The sequence below is a fragment of the Pantoea sp. Taur genome, assembly GCF_009830025.1.
Taxonomy (GTDB): Bacteria; Pseudomonadota; Gammaproteobacteria; order Enterobacterales; family Enterobacteriaceae; genus Pantoea; species Pantoea communis.
In genome coordinates this window covers 1-17298 of sequence record NZ_SZZZ01000032.1, presented here as the reverse complement: position 1 = coordinate 17298, position 17298 = coordinate 1, and the positions used below count along the sequence as shown (strand labels likewise).

12 protein-coding genes are annotated in these 17298 nt (G+C 56.1%); all 12 read left to right on the top strand.

The features are described 5' to 3' along the window. Nucleotides 1-18: 18 nt before the first annotated feature. Nucleotides 19-4905, top strand: coding sequence for an alpha-2-macroglobulin (locus tag FD744_RS24050; RefSeq protein ID WP_160869798.1), 4887 nt, complete (start codon nt 19-21; stop codon nt 4903-4905). Between the two features lie 6 nt (nt 4906-4911). Next, nucleotides 4912-7230 (top strand): peptidoglycan glycosyltransferase PbpC, encoded by a 2319-nt coding sequence (gene pbpC / locus FD744_RS24045; RefSeq protein ID WP_160869796.1) that lies wholly within the window; start codon nt 4912-4914, stop codon nt 7228-7230. Between the two features lie 169 nt (nt 7231-7399). After that, complete coding sequence (gene ndk / locus FD744_RS24040) at nt 7400-7831, top strand: nucleoside-diphosphate kinase (protein ID WP_007884899.1); 432 nt, start codon at nt 7400-7402, stop codon at nt 7829-7831. A gap of 187 nt (nt 7832-8018) precedes the next feature. Then, nucleotides 8019-9188: a bifunctional tRNA (adenosine(37)-C2)-methyltransferase TrmG/ribosomal RNA large subunit methyltransferase RlmN gene (locus tag FD744_RS24035; RefSeq protein ID WP_034825665.1), complete on the top strand. Its 1170-nt coding sequence runs from the start codon at nt 8019-8021 to the stop codon at nt 9186-9188. Between the two features lie 76 nt (nt 9189-9264). Continuing rightward, nucleotides 9265-9999, top strand: a complete 735-nt coding sequence (gene pilW / locus FD744_RS24030; protein WP_160869794.1) for a type IV pilus biogenesis/stability protein PilW — start codon at nt 9265-9267, stop codon at nt 9997-9999. Further along, entirely contained in the window at nt 9989-11005 is a 1017-nt protein-coding gene (gene rodZ, locus FD744_RS24025) for a cytoskeleton protein RodZ (protein WP_038645413.1), read from the top strand. The genes pilW and rodZ overlap by 11 nt, the downstream gene beginning before the upstream one ends. Before the next feature lie 38 nt (nt 11006-11043). Further along, complete coding sequence (gene ispG, locus FD744_RS24020) at nt 11044-12165, top strand: flavodoxin-dependent (E)-4-hydroxy-3-methylbut-2-enyl-diphosphate synthase (protein ID WP_034825671.1); 1122 nt, start codon at nt 11044-11046, stop codon at nt 12163-12165. Between the two features lie 106 nt (nt 12166-12271). Further along, the gene (gene hisS, locus FD744_RS24015; RefSeq protein WP_058959137.1) at nt 12272-13546 is read left to right on the top strand and encodes a histidine--tRNA ligase; all 1275 of its coding nucleotides are present in this window, start codon (nt 12272-12274) and stop codon (nt 13544-13546) included. Between the two features lie 39 nt (nt 13547-13585). Continuing rightward, nucleotides 13586-14203, top strand: a complete 618-nt coding sequence (locus FD744_RS24010) for a YfgM family protein (protein WP_045814917.1) — start codon at nt 13586-13588, stop codon at nt 14201-14203. Nucleotides 14204-14222: 19 nt separating this feature from the next. Continuing rightward, nucleotides 14223-15404 (top strand): outer membrane protein assembly factor BamB, encoded by a 1182-nt coding sequence (gene bamB, locus FD744_RS24005; protein ID WP_160869792.1) that lies wholly within the window; start codon nt 14223-14225, stop codon nt 15402-15404. Between the two features lie 177 nt (nt 15405-15581). Beyond that, nucleotides 15582-17075 (top strand): ribosome biogenesis GTPase Der, encoded by a 1494-nt coding sequence (gene der, locus FD744_RS24000; protein WP_034825679.1) that lies wholly within the window; start codon nt 15582-15584, stop codon nt 17073-17075. A 103-nt stretch (nt 17076-17178) separates the two neighbouring features. Beyond that, a partial coding sequence (locus FD744_RS25720) for a hypothetical protein (protein WP_237449367.1) occupies nt 17179-17298 on the top strand: 120 nt, incomplete at its 3' end.

Sequence of the window (17298 nt, the reverse complement as noted above, 5' to 3'; positions counted from 1 at the left end):
GCTGGTGAGGGACTTACCATGGCAAAACGCGTTAATCGACTGCTGCTCAGCGTGCTGATCGGCGGAACACTATTGGGCGGCGCTTTGCTGCCTGCGCAGGCTGAGGATACGCCTGTGGTGCAAAATGCGGCGAAAACGATCTCGGTGATCGACCTTTCCGAGCTGCAACTGGATGGCGCATCAGCACTGGTGCTGAGTTTCAATACCGCCATCGATAGCAAACAGGACTTGAATGCGCGGGTCCATATCAGCGATGAGAAAAGCGGCAAGGTCGATGGCGGCTGGGAACTGGCGCAGAATGGCAAGGCGCTACGCTTCCGCCATCCTGAACCGTCGCGCAAATTAACGGTGACCGTCGATGCTGGCCTCAAGGCCGCCGATGGCAGTACCTTATCCAGCCCTTTCAGCCAGACGCTGACTACCCGTGATATCCAGCCGATGGTGGGCTTCGCCAGCCGCGGATCGCTGCTGCCGCTGCGCCTGACGCAGGGATTACCGGTGCTGGCACTCAATGTGAACAACATTGATGTCGATTTCTTCCGGGTAAAAAGTGCCGCCCTGGCCGATTTTCTCGCCCAGTGGAATTACGGTAACAACCTGTCGTACTGGGAATCACGCGACCTGCTTAAAAATGCCGATCTGGTCTACAGCGGACGTTTTGATCTCAATCCGGCCCGCAACACGCGTGAGAAGATGCAGCTGCCGCTCAGCGATGTGGATGCGCTCAAGCAGCCCGGTGTTTATCTGGCGGTGATGAAACAGGCCGGAACCTACAATTACACACAGCCAGCAACCCTGTTTACGCTCAGCGACATTGGTTTATCGCTGCATAGCTTCCCGGATCAACTGGAACTCTTTACGCAAAGCCTCGCCAATGGCGCACCGCTAGTTGACGTCAATGTGCAACTGCTGGACGAGAAAGGCCAACAGTTGGCGAGTGGCACCAGTGACAGCAATGGCCATCTGCGTCTGCCCGCCAACGCCAAAGGCAAGTTGCTGCTGGCAACGCAGAAAGGGCAAACCTCTCTGATCGATCTCAATCGTCCGGCGTTGGATCTGGCCGAATTCCCGATTGATGGTCCGCAGGGTTACGATAAACAGTTCTTCCTGTTCGGCCCGCGCGATCTCTATCGCCCCGGTGAAACGGTGATCGTTAATGCGCTGCTGCGTGATGCCGATGGCAAGCCGTTGCCGCCACAACCGGTCAAAGCCGAAGTGGTGCAGCCTAATGGTGAAGTCACCCAGACCTTTGTCTGGCAGCCGGAGAACGGTGTGTACCAGCAGCGCTTTGCTCTTCCGGCTTCAGCCATGACCGGTGAATGGACGCTGCGCATCAACAGTGGTGATAACCAGCCGCGCAACTGGTCGTTCCATGTCGAAGATTTCCTGCCAGAACGGATGGCGCTGGCATTGAGCAACAGCGAACAGCCGCTGGCACCGGACGCCTCAGTGACCTTTGATGTCGAGGGCCGTTATCTGTATGGCGCACCAGCGGCGGGCAATGAGTTGCAGGGGCAGCTGTTCCTGCGGCCAGCGCGTGAAGCTGTGGCAGCGCTGCCAGGCTATCAATTTGGCGATATCACTGAAGATCTGAAGCGCAGTCTCGATGACGTTGATGAAAAGCTGGATGAGAACGGCAAACTGCAGCTCAACGTGGAAAGCAGCTGGGCAGAAAGTCATTCGCCGCTAAACCTGATACTGCAAGCCAGCCTGCTGGAAACCGGTGGGCGTCCGGTGACACGTCGCGCGACTCAATCGATCTGGCCCGCGCCTGCACTGCCGGGTATCCGTCCACTGTTTAACAGTGAGTCAGTTTATGACTATCGCACCGATCGTTACCGCGATGAGCCGACTGTACCTGAAAACGGCCTGGCGGAATTTGATGTGGTGTATGCCAATCCGCAAGGCGAAAAACTGGCGGCGCAGGATCTGGATGTGCGCCTGATCCATGAACGCCGTGACTACTTCTGGAGCTTCTCAGACAGCGAAGGGTGGCAGTCGCGTTATGACCAGAAGGATCTGCAGGAAGACGAGCAGCGCATCACTATTGCCGCAGGCGGCAGCCAGAAAATCAGCTTCCCGGTGGAGTGGGGCACCTATCGTCTGGAAGTGCATGCGGGCGAGAACATTGTCAGCAGCGTGCGTTTCAATGCGGGCTACTGGTGGCAGGACAACACCGACGGCACCGGCGCGTTACGTCCCGATCAGGTCAAACTGAAAATCGATAAAAGCGCCTACCAACCGGGTGATACTGCAAAAGTGCAGGTGGAATCACCGGCTGCCGGTAAAGGCTATCTGATGGTGGAATCCAGCAGTGGCACACTGTGGTGGCAGCCGTTGGACGTGCCCGCGGGTGGCGCAACCATTGATGTGCCCATAAATGAAAGCTGGAAGCGTCACGATCTCTATCTGAGCGCAATTGTGGTGCGTGATGGCGATAAAGCCAACGGCACCACACCAAAACGCGCAGTGGGTCTGCTGCATCTGCCGATGGCGACAGAAGCGCGACGTCTCAATCTGGCGATCGATGCGCCCGAAAAAATCCGCCCTGAGCAGACGATAAAAGTGAAGGTGAAAGCCAGCCGTGAAGGCGGTGAGTTGCCTAAACAGGTTCAGGTCTTGCTGTCAGCGGTGGACAGCGGCGTGTTGAGCATCACTGATTACAAAACGCCAAATCCGTGGGACGCGTTCTTTGGCCGCAAGCGTTACAACGCCGATCAATATGATGTCTACGGTCAGCTTATCGAAGGCGGTGGCAAGCTGGCGGCACTGCGCTTTGGTGGTGACGGCGATGATGCCGATGCGCTGTCGCGCGGCGGTAAGAAGCCGGTCACTGATGTGCAGATCGTCGCACAACAGCTGCAGCCGGTGACGCTGGATGCCAACGGCGAAGGCACCATCGATCTCCCGATTCCGGCCTTTAATGGCGAGTTACGCTTGATGGCGCAGGTATGGAGTGCTGACAGCTTCGGCTCAGCGGAGCGCAAAATGGTGGTGGCCGCGCCGCTCATCAGTGAACTGGCGACGCCGCGCTTTATGGCCAGCGGTGACCAGTCGACGCTGGCGCTCGATCTCACCAACCTGACCGATCAGCCGCAGACGTTAAACGTCGACGTAACCACGCAGGGCCTGATCGCCCTGAACGGCACTGTCACTTCTAGCGTGCAACTGGCGAAAGGTGCGCGCACGACCTTGCAAATCCCGGTTAAAGCCCAGGGCGCCTTTGGTGAGGGGGCGGTGCAGCTCAAAGTCTCTGGCATGAGTCTGCCAGGTGAAACGCTGGAGCCCAGCGAGCGTAAATGGACCATCGGCGTGCGTCCGGCTTATCCCGCCCAAACCCTGAGTTTCGACAACGTGATGCAAACGGGCAAAAGCTGGCAGGTGGTGGCAAGTGCCTTTAACGGCCTGCAAAAGGATACGCTGACCGGACAGTTGTCGCTGAGTAATCGTCCGCCGCTGAATATCGCCAGCTTTATCAGCCAGCTGTATGCCTATCCCTACGGCTGCCTTGAGCAGACCGCCAGCGGCATCTGGCCATCGGTGTTCACCAACAAAGCACAGTTGGATGTGCTGGGTATCAAAACCAGCACCGACGAGGCACGCCGGGCATCGATTGCCACCGGTATTGCGCGCCTGGCGGGTATGCAGCGCGGTAATGGCAGCTTTGGTTTGTGGAGCAAAGAGAGTCAGGAGGAGTTCTGGCTGACGGCTTACGTCACCGATTTCCTGCTGCGCGCCAGTGAAGCGGGCTACAGCGTGCCGGAAGGGGTGATCAGCCGCGCCGATGAACGCTTGCTGCGCTATCTGCAGGACCCGGCACAGATAGAAACCAGCTGGAGCAGCGATGCCGATGGATTGCGTTTCAGTGTGCAAGCTTACGCCGGGCTGGTATTAGCAAGACAGCAACAGGCGCCGCTCGGTGCATTGCGTGCACTGTACGACAAGCGTGAGCAGGCAAAATCAGGTCTGGCGCTGGTGCAACTGGGTGTGGCGCTGAAACTGATGGGTGATCAACAGCGTGCGCAGTTGGCGCTGGCACAGGGCATCGGGCTGGAGCGCAAACCCAACAGTTGGTTGGGTGATTACGGCAGCCCGGTGCGTGACCGCGCGCTGATTCTTGCGCTCATCACAGAAAACCAACTGCTGCCCGATATGCAGGGGCCATTACTGATTGATCTGGCGAAAGCGGTGCATGGTCAGCGCTGGTTCTCCACCCAGGAAAACAATGCGCTGTTCCTCGCCGCTCGCACCTTGCAGCAGCACAAAGGTGAACAGTGGCAAGCCACATTGCAGGGCAGAAGCGAACCGCTGAGCAGCAATCAGACGCTGAACATGGGGATCAGCGAAGATCAGCTACGTCAGGGCTTGTCGGTGAAAAGCGACAATACTTCGCCGCTTTACGGCACGCTCAATGTGGTGGGTTATCCGCAAGCAGCACCGTCGCCGATCAGCAACGTGCTGAAGATCACCCGCGAGTATTTCACCCTCGACGGTAAGCCTGCCGACCTCACCAGCCTGAAAAGTGGTGAATTGTTGGTGGTGCGGTTGAAAGTGGCGGCCAGCGAGCGGGTGAGCGATGCGCTGGTGGTGGATTTGCTGCCGGCGGGGCTGGAACTGGAAAACCAGAACCTGAGTGACAGTAGCGCCAGCCTGGGCGACAGCGCCGATGCACTGAAAGAGAGCATGATGGATATGCAACAAGCCAACATCAAACACATTGAGTTCCGTGATGACCGCTTCGTTGCGGCACTGGCGCTGGATGGCTACACACCAGCCACGTTGCTGTATCTGGCACGCGCGGTGACGCCGGGTAGCTATCGTCTGCCGCCTCCGCAGGTCGAATCAATGTATGTGCCGGAGTGGCGCGCGATTGGCACCACGCCGGAAAAACTGAATGTGCGCTAAGCGGTAATGAAAAAAGGGCATGCACTGAAGCGGTGGCGCTGGCTGCCGCTTTTTTTACTGCTGCTGTTAGCGAGCCTGTGGCTGCTGGATCGACTGGATCCTTTGCCGCTGCAGGAAGTGCAACCTGCACGTGTGGTGGTCGCGGAGGATGGCACGCCGCTGTGGCGCTTTGCCGACAAGCAAGGCGTCTGGCGCTATCCGGTGACGCTGGAGGAGGTCTCGCCCGACTATATTCAGGCGCTGCTCACTTACGAAGATCGCTGGTTCTGGCATCATCCCGGCATCAATCCGATGGCGATCGTGCGCGCCATCGGTCAAAACCTGCTGCATCACGGCATTGTGTCAGGCGGCAGCACGCTAACGATGCAGGTAGCGCGATTGATCGACCCACAACCGCGTACCTTAACCGGTAAAATGATTCAAGCCTGGCGCGCGCTACAGCTGGAGTGGCACTTATCCAAGCGCGACATTCTCACACTCTATCTTAATCGTGCGCCGTTTGGCGGCACGGTGGAAGGCATTGGCGCAGCAAGCTGGATGTGGCTGGGTAAGCCGCCATCTCAGCTCACCAAAGGTGAAGCAGCGTTGCTCGCCGTGCTGCCACAGGCCCCGAGCCGTCTGCGCCCGGACCGCTGGCCGCAACGTGCGGAAGCGGCGCGCAATAAAGTGCTGGATCGACTGGCAGAATATCATGTGTGGTCGGCGCAGGATGTGGCGGATATTAAACAGGAAGCGGTGTGGTTGCCGCCGCGACAAACGCCGCAAATGGCACCGTTGCTGGCACGCCGCCTGCTGTCGCTCTCTCCCGACAACAAAATTACCTCGACCATTGATGTGTCGCTGCAGCGCGAGCTGGAGAGTCTGGCGTCAGCGATGAAAACCCAGTTGCCGCCACGCACCTCGCTGGCGCTGCTGGTAGTGGATCATCAGGATATGAAAGTGCGTGGCTATGTTGGCTCGGTGTCATTCACTGACGACAGTCGCTTTGGTCATGTCGATATGATCTCCAGCGTGCGATCGCCGGGATCGGTGTTAAAACCTTTTGTTTATGGCATGGCGTTGGATGATGGACTGATCCACGGTGAATCACTGCTGCAGGATGTGCCGCGCCGTTTCGGTGATTATCGCCCCGGAAACTTTGACTCCGGTTTTCATGGTCCGGTAAGTGCCAGCGAGGCGCTGGAGCGGTCGCTGAACCTGCCAGCGGTGCAGTTATTGGATGCGCTTGGACCCAAAACGGTGGCGGCGCGGTTACGCAATGTCGGCTTGAATCTGCGCTTCCCAGCAGGGGCCGAACCCAATCTTTCACTGGTGCTCGGCGGCACGGGTGCGCGGCTGGATGAGATTGTCGCGGCTTATAGCGCTTTTGCCCGTCAGGGGAATGCCGCCCAGCTGCGCTGGTTGCCCAATCAGCGATTACAAGAGCGGCCATTGCTTTCGCCGGGCGCAGCCTGGATTGTGCGACATATTCTGGCGGGCGAAGCGCTGCCATCCGCGGCCATTCCTGATATTGCACCACTGGCCTGGAAAACTGGCACCAGTTACGGCTATCGCGATGCCTGGACTATCGCTATTACGCCGCGCTATTTAATTGGCGTATGGGTCGGCAGACCGGATGCCACACCGGTTGCCGGGCAGTTTGGTTTTGCCTCTGCGGTACCGGTGATGAATCAGGTTAACAACCTGCTGGCGGGGCATATGCCGCTGCACGGCGTACCGCGCGATCCGCGGCCGAAGAGCGTCAGCGCCATGATCATTTGCTGGCCCGGAGGACAACCTTTGCCGCAGGGCGACGAAAACTGCCGCCAGCGCCGCCAAAGCTGGATACTGAATCAAACCGTGCCACCGACACTATTGGCGCCCGGCCAGGAAGGTGTGAATGGTCTACGTCAACGTTATTGGATCAACCCTCAGGGCTTACGCGTGGCGGCAGATTGCCCCGATGCACAGAGCCAGGAGCGTCTGATGTGGCCTCTGCCGCTGGAGCCCTGGCTGCCAGTGGCGGAACGCCGCCAGCAGCGTCTGCCGCCTGTTGATGCTCGCTGTCCGCCCTTAAATCAGGGCAGTGCGCCACCGCTCTTGATCACCGGTGTGATTGAGGGGCAGCGTGTGCAGCCGCTGCCAGGCAAAGTGGTTTTGGTGCTGCCGGTGGCCGTTCAGGGCGGAAAGGGGGCGCAGCGCTGGTGGTTTTTAAACGGTCAACCGGTGGAACAGCAATCCGGGCAAAACAGTGCGGCGCTGGTGCTCAGCGAACCGGGCCAGTATCAACTGGTGGTGATGGATGAGGCGGGCCAACTGGCATCCGTCTCATTTATTCGGGGTTAGTTATCCGTGCATGCCAGATTTTGCGCGTGTTCGCCCCGACAAAAATCAATTATTTTCGATAATTCCACCAATCGGCAATAGGCAACGCCCGATGATGTCCCTATAATCGGCGCGTTTTCTTACCGGGAGCGAATTCCCGGTTTCTTCAGGATGCTAACTAGAGGTCATCATGGCAATCGAACGTACTTTCTCTATCGTTAAACCAAACGCCGTCGCTAAGAACGTGATTGGTGCTATCTACAACCGTTTCGAAAGCGCAGGCTTCAAAATCGTTGGCGCAAAAATGCTGCACCTGACCAAAGAGCAGGCTGAAGGCTTCTACGCTGAGCACAAAGGTCGTCCATTCTTCGATGGTCTGGTTGAATTCATGACTTCTGGTCCAGTGGTTGTTTCTGTTCTGGAAGGCGAAAACGCCGTTCAGCGTCACCGTGACCTGATGGGTGCAACCAACCCAGACAACGCACTGGCTGGTACTCTGCGTGCTGACTACGCTGACAGCTTCACTGAGAACGCAACTCACGGTTCTGACTCAGCTGAATCTGCTGCACGCGAAATCGCATACTTCTTCGCAGAGAACGAAGTCTGCCCACGCACTCGCTAAGTGCGTTGCTGCCAATGCGGATAAACGACTTTACACCTTTTCATCATCGGTAAAGTCGTTCCCCTGGCATCATGCAGCAGATGTAGTACAATAATGCGCCCTTGTTGAGCCTGGCTCAGCGAGGGCGTTATTTTTTTCCTATTCTTAACCAGAGCCGTAACGTGTAACAACGAGGCCAGAGAACATTATGTCCGAACAGATTGTGACGCCGTCGTCCGCTTCCCCCGTGGTTGTTTCCCCAAAAAACGAAAAAATTAACCTGCTGGATCTTAACCGTCAGCAGATGCGCGAATTCTTTTTAGAGATGGGTGAAAAGCCGTTCCGCGCCGATCAGGTCATGAAGTGGATGTACCACTACTGCTGCGATGATTTCGAGCAGATGACTGACATCAACAAAGTGCTGCGTGGCAAATTGATGCAACGCGCTGAAATCCGTGCGCCGGAAGTAGCGGAAGAGATGCGTTCCAGCGATGGCACCATCAAGTGGGCGATTCGCGTGGGCGATCAGCTGGTCGAAACCGTGTATATCCCGGAAGCTGACCGTGCAACGCTGTGTGTCTCCTCGCAGGTAGGCTGTGCGCTGGAGTGCAAATTCTGTTCGACTGCGCAACAGGGCTTCAACCGTAACCTGCGCGTTTCCGAAATCATTGGTCAGGTATGGCGCGCGGCGAAAATTATCGGCGCGGCGAAAATTACCGGCCAGCGTCCGATCACCAACGTGGTGATGATGGGCATGGGCGAGCCTTTGCTCAACCTGAACAACGTGGTGCCAGCAATGGACATCATGCTGGATGATTTCGGTTTTGGTCTGTCAAAACGTCGCGTGACGCTGTCAACTTCGGGCGTAGTGCCGGCACTGGATAAGCTGGGCGATATGATCGACGTGGCACTGGCGATTTCGCTGCACGCTCCGAACGATGCGATTCGTGACGAAATTGTGCCGATCAACAAAAAGTACAACATCGAAACCTTCCTCGCGGCGGTTAAACGCTACATTGGTAAATCGAACGCCAATCAGGGCCGCGTGACCATTGAGTATGTGATGCTGGATCACATCAATGACAGCACCGACAATGCGCACGAGCTGGCTGCACTGCTGAAAGAGACGCCGTGCAAGATTAACCTGATCCCATGGAACCCGTTCCCGGGCGCGCCATATGGTCGTAGCTCAAACAGCCGTATCGATCGTTTCTCCAAAGTACTGATGGATTACGGATTCACCACTATCGTGCGTAAAACGCGTGGCGACGATATTGATGCGGCTTGTGGTCAGTTAGCGGGTGATGTTATCGACCGTACTAAGCGCACCTTGCGTAAGAAAATGGCCGGTGAAACCATCTCTGTGAAGGCGCTCTGAAACACGGCGCCTGGTGATACCCACCGGGCGTAAGCCGTGCCAGTCTCTCCTCTTGATGTCAGAGGGAGAGACTGAAATGCACAAAGGATTATCGGCAGTGTTGTTGGCGGGCTTTGTTGTAACCGGGTGTGTCAATCCACCGGTTCAGCAAGGCGCTGCGGATATCAGGCTACAGCTAGGGTTGCACTACCTGGCGGTGAAAGATTTTGCCGCAGCACAGCGTAATTTATTACGCGCTGAGCGGGCCGCACCGCGAGATTATCGTGTGCCGTTGGCGCTTGCGCGCCTGGCACAGGCGCAGCAGAATAGCGCGCAGACCCATTGGCACTACCAACGCGCCCAGCAGTTAGCGCCAGCGAATGGCTACATCGCTAACAATTACGGTGCGTTTCTTTGCGGTTTAAGGCAGTATGGCGAAGCGCATCAACAGTTTAAGCTGGCGATGGCTGCACAGGAAATCGAAGCTCGTCAGGATGCATTTCTGTTTTCGGGCTATTGTTACCTGCAGGCTGGAGAGAGTGCCTCAGCGCGCGAGTCTTTGAGCAACGCGCTGATTGCCGCACCGGAGCAGGGCAGTCAACTGCTTTTGGAAGTGGAAAGGCGGCTTGAACAGCAGGATCGCATGGCGGTTCCGCTGCTATTAGAAGTGTACCACCAGCGTTTGCCCGCAACGGCAGAGAGCCAGTGGTTACAAATACGTTTCGCCGCGCAACAGGGAAACGCTGCTGACGTTACACGTTATGGCGACCGGTTGGCGCGAAGTTTTCCACAATCGATACAGTACCAGCGTTATTTAGCTAATGAATACTGAAGCCACTCAAGAGAATTCTGCAGTACATTCCACAGGTGAACGCCTGCGTCTGGCCCGTGAGCAGATGGGGCTGACTCAGCAAAATGTCGCTGAACGCCTGTGCCTGAAACTTTCTACCGTACGAGACATTGAAGAGGATAAGTCGCCAGCTGATTTAGCTTCGACGTTCTTGCGCGGTTACATTCGTTCTTATGCTCGTCTGGTGCATGTGCCGGAAGATGACCTGTTGCCGATGATGGCGAAGCAGGCTCCCGTGCGCGCGGCCAAAATTGAGCCAATGCAGAGCTTCTCGTTAGGTAAGCGCCGTAAAAAGCGTGATGGCTGGCTGATGATTTTCACCTGGTTGGTGATTTTTGTCGTCATCGGTCTGACCGGCGCGTGGTGGTGGCAAAACCATAAAGCCTCGCAGGCCGATCTGGTCTCAATGGCTGACCAGAATGGCAGCAGCAGCGATAACAGTCAGTCTATTCCGCTGGGTGAAAACAGCACTGACAGCGCGACTGACAGTGATACCAATGCCGCCGGTACGCCGGTGGATAACGGTGCAGGTGCGGTTGCGACACCGAGTACCAGCAACAACGCGGCTTCGGCTGCCAACACCACTGCGCCTGCGACCAGCAGCGATAACGCCGTGGTTTCACCGAGCCAGGCACCGATCGATAACGCACCGCCAGCAGCCACCTCTCCGGCACCTGCCAACAGTGTACCAGCAGGTCAAATGCCGACCAGCAACGCGGCGGTAAGCCAGCCAGCGGGCGACCCAAATGCGGTGGTGATGAATTTCAAAGCCGACTGCTGGCTGGAAGTCACCGACGCTACTGGCAAGAAGCTGTTCAGCGGATTGCAACGTAGCGGCGGTAAGCTCAGCTTGTCCGGAACGGCTCCGTATCGTCTGAAAATTGGCGCTCCGAGTGCGGTTGATGTGCAATATCAGAATCAGCCCGTTGATTTAAGTCGTTTTATCCGTAATAACCAGGTTGCCCGTCTGACGCTGGGTGCGCAATAACGCGCAGCGCGCTTTCCGGGTAATTGTGGAGAGAGAATATGCATAACGAAGCACCCATTATCCGTCGCAAATCAACACGGATTTACGTCGGCAAGGTGCCGGTTGGTGATGGTGCGCCCATTGCCGTTCAGTCAATGACCAACACCCGCACCACGGATGTGGACGCCACGGTTAACCAGATTCGCCAGCTTGAGCGTGTCGGTGTCGATATCGTGCGCGTCTCTGTTCCGACCATGGATGCGGCGGAAGCGTTCAAACTGATTAAGCAACAGGTCAATGTGCCGCTGGTGGCGGACATTCATTTTGACTACCGTATCGCACTGAAAGTCGCCGAATATGGCGTCGACTGCCTGCGCATCAACCCCGGCAATATCGGCAACAATGAGCGTATCCGCCAGGTCGTGGATTGTGCCCGCCATTACAACATTCCTATCCGTATCGGCGTGAATGCCGGTTCCCTGGAAAAAGATCTGCAGGAAAAATACGGTGAGCCAACGCCACAGGCGCTGCTCGAATCCGCGATGCGCCATGTTGATCACCTCGATCGCCTCAACTTTGATCAGTTCAAAGTGAGCGTAAAAGCTTCTGACGTGTTCCTGGCCGTTGAATCTTATCGCCTGCTGGCAAAAGCCATCGATCAGCCACTGCATCTCGGTATTACTGAAGCGGGTGGCGCGCGCGCCGGTTCAGTAAAATCAGCGATCGGCCTGGGCTTGCTGCTGGCGGAAGGGATCGGCGATACGCTGCGCATCTCTCTGGCGGCAGACCCGGTGGAAGAAGTCAAGGTCGGTTACGACATTCTGAAATCGCTGCGCATTCGATCACGCGGTATCAACTTTATTGCCTGCCCAACCTGTTCACGTCAGGAATTTGATGTGATTGGGACGGTGAATGCGTTGGAAGAACGTCTCGAAGACATCATCACGCCAATGGATATCTCGATTATCGGTTGTGTGGTGAACGGTCCTGGCGAAGCCACAGTTTCAACCATGGGCGTGACGGGCGGTAGCCGTAAAAGTGGTTTCTACGAGGACGGTGTGCGTCAGCGCGATCGCCTCGATAACGACAATATGATCGACCAGCTGGAAGCACGTATTCGTGCCAAGGCCAGCATGCTGGATGAAAGCCGCCGCATTAACGTGCAGCAGCTGGAAAAATAAGGGACGGTGCGCGCCCGCCGCGTGCCGGTTTGTGATTGAACCTGTGCGGTTTCATCCTCATAAGGTATGATGCCGGACAGGTTTTTTTGTATTAAGAGATTCTAACGTGGCGAAGAATATTCAAGCGATCCGTGGGATGAACGACTACCTGCCGGCGGATACCGCGATTTGGCAGCGTATTGAGGGCACCCTGAAGCAGGTGCTGGCCAGTTATGGCTTTAGCGAAATCCGTTTGCCGATTGTAGAGCAGACCCCGCTGTTTAAACGCGCTATCGGTGAAGTCACCGATGTGGTTGAAAAGGAGATGTATACCTTTGACGACCGCAACGGTGAAAGCCTGACCCTGCGTCCGGAAGGCACCGCGGGCTGCGTGCGCGCCGGTATTGAGCATGGTCTGCTGTACAATCAGGAACAGCGTCTGTGGTACATCGGTCCGATGTTCCGCTACGAACGTCCGCAGAAAGGTCGTTACCGCCAGTTCCATCAGATTGGCGCGGAAGTGTTTGGTCTGCAAGGCCCGGACATCGATGCTGAACTGATTATGATGACCGCACGCTGGTGGAAAGCGTTAGGTATCGCTGAACACGTGAGTCTCGAACTCAACTCTATTGGATCACTGGAAGCGCGTGCAAACTACCGCGATGCGCTGGTGGCCTTCCTTGAGCAGCACAAAGATAAACTGGATGAAGATTGCAAACGTCGTATGTACAGCAATCCGCTGCGCGTACTCGACAGCAAAAACGCGGACATCCAGCTGTTGCTGAACGATGCGCCGACGCTGAATGAATATCTTGATGAAGACTCACGCGCGCACTTCGACGGGCTGTGCAGCCTGCTGGATGACGCGGGTATCGCTTACACCGTGAACCAGCGTTTGGTGCGTGGCCTCGATTATTACAACCGCACCGTGTTTGAGTGGGTGACCAACAGCTTAGGTTCACAGGGCACCGTGTGTGCCGGTGGACGCTACGATGGTCTGGTTGAACAGTTGGGTGGTCGCGCTACGCCAGCGGTCGGTTTTGCCATGGGTCTTGAGCGTTTGGTATTGCTGGTTCAGGCGGTTAATCCAGAATTTGAACCGACGCGCATTGTTGATGTCTATGTTATCGCTTCGGGGCAGGGCGTTCAGTCCGCTGCGATGCAATTGGCGGAAAAACTGCGTGATGCAGATCCGGCGCTGAAGCTGATGACCAACTTCGGTGGTGGTAACTTCAAGAAGCAGTTTGGCCGTGCAGACAAGTGGGGCGCACGCATTGCGCTGGTGCTGGGTGAAGACGAAGTGAAAGCGGGCCAGGTGGTGATTAAAAACCTGAGCACAGGCGATCAACAAACCGTTGCCCAAAGCGAAGCCGCTGCGACATTGCGCACGCTGCTGCAGTAAACGCAGCACTGCAACAGCCATTTAAAGGAGAGGGATTGCGTGGAAGTTTACAGCAACGAAAACGAACAGGTTGACGCATTGCGTCAGTTCTTTGCGAACAACGGCAAAGCGCTGGCTGTGGGTGTGATCATCGGCATTGCTGCACTGGGTGGCTGGCGTTTCTGGACCAGTCATCAGGATGGTGCGGATAAAGCTGCGTCGGCACAGTATCAACAACTGACCACTGCGATGCAGGCGGATAAGCCGCAAACGCTGGAAGCGGTTGCCGCCTTTGCCAATGAAAATAACAACACTTATGGCGCACTGGCTTCGCTCGATTTAGCGAAACAGTACGTTGAAGCAAATCAGTTAGATAAAGCCATTACGCTGCTTCAGAGCGGGCTGAAAGATACCAAAGATGCCAACCTGCAGGCGGTGATTAACCTGCGTCTGGCGCGCATTCAACTGCAGCAAAATCAGGCCGATGCCGCACTTTCAACTCTTAACAATGTTAAGGGTGATGGCTGGACAGCCATTATTGCGGACATTCGTGGCGAAGCACTGCTGAGCAAAGGCGACAAGCAGGGCGCACGTGATGCCTGGAGCAAAGGTGCTGAATCGCAGGCCTCTCCTGCGTTGAAGCAAATGCTGCAGATGAAGATGAATAACTTAAGTTAAGCCAGTCAAGAGAGCGCACATGGAATTACGTAAATACCTGCTGCCAGGGCTGATTTCAGTCACTCTGCTCAGCGGTTGCTCGCTGTTCAGCGGCGAAGAAGATGTAGTAAAAATGGCTCCGCTGCCGAAAGTGGAAAACCAGTTTACGCCACAGACGGCCTGGAGCACCTCGGTGGGTGATGGCGTTGGCGATTTCTATTCCAATCTGCATCCAGCCTGGCAGGACGGTACCGTCTATGCGGCCGATCGCTTTGGCGTAGTGAAAGCCCTGGATGCCAGCAACGGTAAAGAGAAATGGAAAGTCGATCTCTCTGAGAAAACCGGTTTCTTCTCGAAAAACATCTCAGCTCTTCTCTCTGGCGGCATTACCGCTACCAGCGATCGCATTTATATCGGCAGCGAGCGCGGCCAGGTCTTTGCACTGAACAATAGCGATGGCAGCATCGCCTGGCAGACGAAAGTCGCCGGTGAAGCGATGTCGCGTCCAGTTGTGAGTGATGGCCTGGTACTGATCCACACCAGCAACGGTATGTTGCAGGGGCTGGACCAGGGTACTGGCGCGATCAAGTGGAGCGTCAACCTCGATATGCCTGCGCTGTCACTGCGCGGTGAGTCTGCGCCGACTGTGGCATTCGGTGGTGCGATTGTCGGTGGTGACAATGGCCGCGTGAGTGCAGTGATCATGAACCAGGGGCAGTTGATTTGGCAGCAGCGTATTTCGCAGCCAAGTGGCGCCACAGAGATTGATCGTCTGAGCGATGTGGATACAACGCCGGTTGTGGTTAACGGTGTGATCTATGCGCTGGCTTACAACGGTAATCTGACCGCGCTGGAACTGCGTTCAGGCCAGATTCTGTGGAAACGCGAAATCGGCGGCGTGAAAGACATGGTGGTTGATGCGGGTCGTATTTACCTGGTCGATCAGGATGACCGCGTGATTGCGCTTAATGCCGACGGTGGCGTGGCCATCTGGCGCCAGAGCGATCTGCTGCATCGCAACCTGACTTCACCAGTGCTGTTTAACGGTTATCTGGTGGTTGGCGATAGCGAAGGTTATGTGCACTGGATTAACACCCTTGACGGGCGCTTTGTTGCGCAGCAGAAACTGGACAGCGATGGCTTCCAGACTGACCCGGTGGTTGCCGGTGACAAGCTGCTGATCCAGGCGAAGGGCGGCGAAGTTTACGCCATCACTCGTTAAGATTGGGCTTTGCAGGAACCGGCTTCCTGCTCGCTAATACGGCTCCTGATTCGTCAGGGGCCGTTTCGTTTTTAGTCAGGCATGGTATTCTTAGCGCCTTCAGCCTGACGCCTTCTGGCAAATGTCGTTATAATCACGCCATTCGGGCGATTTATTTTTAAAACTGAGGCAAGTGTTATGGTACCTGTGGTCGCGCTGGTTGGGCGTCCCAATGTGGGAAAATCTACGCTATTTAACCGCTTAACGCGCACTCGTGATGCGCTGGTAGCGGATTTTCCTGGACTGACTCGCGATCGCAAATATGGTCGCGCCGAAGTGGAAGGGCGCGAATTCATTGTTATTGATACCGGCGGTATTGATGGCACCGAGGAAGGCGTCGAAAACCGCATGGCAGAACAATCGCTGCTGGCGATTGAAGAAGCGGATGTGGTGCTGTTCCTGGTGGATGCGCGTGCGGGTGTGATGCCGGCCGATCAACAGATCGCCAATCACCTACGTTCGCGCGAAAAAGCCACCTTCCTGGTCGCGAACAAAACTGACGGTCTCGATCCTGATGCTGCCGTGCTGGATTTCTATGCGCTGGGCTTGGGTGACATTCATCCGATTGCGGCCTCGCACGGTCGCGGTGTGAACAACCTGCTTGAAGCTGCGTTGCTGCCATGGATGGAAGAAGCCGTTCCGGAAGTGGAGTTGACGGAAGAAGAAGAAAACGCCGCTTACTGGGCCGCGTTAGAAGAAGAAGAGGACGAGAAGGCGTTGGCGGAAGAGGAAGAAGAAAACTTCGACCCGACCACCTTGCCGATCAAGCTGGCTATCGTTGGCCGTCCTAACGTCGGCAAGTCAACGCTGACTAACCGCATCCTGGGTGAAGACCGCGTCGTGGTCTTCGACATGCCGGGCACCACGCGTGACAGCATCTACATTCCAATGGAACGTGATGAGCGCGAGTATGTGTTGATTGATACCGCCGGTGTGCGTAAACGCGGAAAAATCACCGAAACCGTAGAAAAATTCTCTGTCATCAAAACGCTGCAGGCCATTGAAGATGCCAACGTGGTGATGCTGGTGATTGATGCACGTGAAGGCATTTCCGATCAGGATCTGTCACTGCTCGGCTTTATCCTGAACAGCGGTCGCTCATTGGTGATCGTGGTCAACAAGTGGGATGGCATGACGCAGGAAGCGCGTGACGAAGTGAAAGAGATGCTGGACTTCCGTCTGGGCTTTATCGATTTCGCGCGCATTCACTTTATTTCGGCGCTGCACGGCAGTGGCGTAGGTAACCTGTTCGAATCCGTGACCGAAGCTTACGACTGCTCAACCAAACGTGTCGGCACCGCGATGCTGACGCGCATCATGACCATGGCTTCTGACGACCATCAGCCGCCGCTGGTGCGTGGTCGCCGCGTGAAGCTGAAGTATGCCCATGCTGGTGGTTATAACCCGCCGATCGTGGTGATTCACGGTAATCAGGTGAAGGATCTGCCAGATTCCTACAAACGTTACCTGATGAACTACTTCCGTCGCTCACTCAACGTGATGGGCACACCGATTCGCATTCAGTTTAAAGAAGGCGACAACCCGTACGCGGGCAAACGTAACCTGCTGACACCGACGCAGCAGCGCAAACGCCAGCGACTGATGTCGCATCTGAAAAAGAATAAGCGTTAAAGTGAAGAGGGCCCAAACGGGCTAATGCCGATCAGTTAAGGATCAGTTGAACGATCCAGTGGCTGTGTAAGAATCCGGAAACGCTTCGTTTCCGGATTTTTTTATGCAGCTCAGTCAGGCCCTTGATATCGTCTCTCGTTACGATTCTCTTCGTAATCCTCTGAATACGCTCGCGGATGTTCTTGACCCTGCGCTCATCAGCCGCTGCCTTGAGGAAGCTGGC

Bases quoted from the DNA above. Each gene is read 5' to 3' on its own strand.
- FD744_RS24050 (WP_160869798.1), top strand. From the start codon at position 19: ATGGCAAAACGCGTTAATCGACTGCTGCTCAGCGTGCTGATCGGCGGA.
- pbpC (WP_160869796.1), top strand. From the start codon at position 4,912: ATGAAAAAAGGGCATGCACTGAAGCGGTGGCGCTGGCTGCCGCTTTTT.
- ndk (WP_007884899.1), top strand. From the start codon at position 7,400: ATGGCAATCGAACGTACTTTCTCTATCGTTAAACCAAACGCCGTCGCT.
- FD744_RS24035 (WP_034825665.1), top strand. From the start codon at position 8,019: ATGTCCGAACAGATTGTGACGCCGTCGTCCGCTTCCCCCGTGGTTGTT.
- pilW (WP_160869794.1), top strand. From the start codon at position 9,265: ATGCACAAAGGATTATCGGCAGTGTTGTTGGCGGGCTTTGTTGTAACC.
- rodZ (WP_038645413.1), top strand. From the start codon at position 9,989: ATGAATACTGAAGCCACTCAAGAGAATTCTGCAGTACATTCCACAGGT.
- ispG (WP_034825671.1), top strand. From the start codon at position 11,044: ATGCATAACGAAGCACCCATTATCCGTCGCAAATCAACACGGATTTAC.
- bamB (WP_160869792.1), top strand. From the start codon at position 14,223: ATGGAATTACGTAAATACCTGCTGCCAGGGCTGATTTCAGTCACTCTG.
- der (WP_034825679.1), top strand. From the start codon at position 15,582: ATGGTACCTGTGGTCGCGCTGGTTGGGCGTCCCAATGTGGGAAAATCT.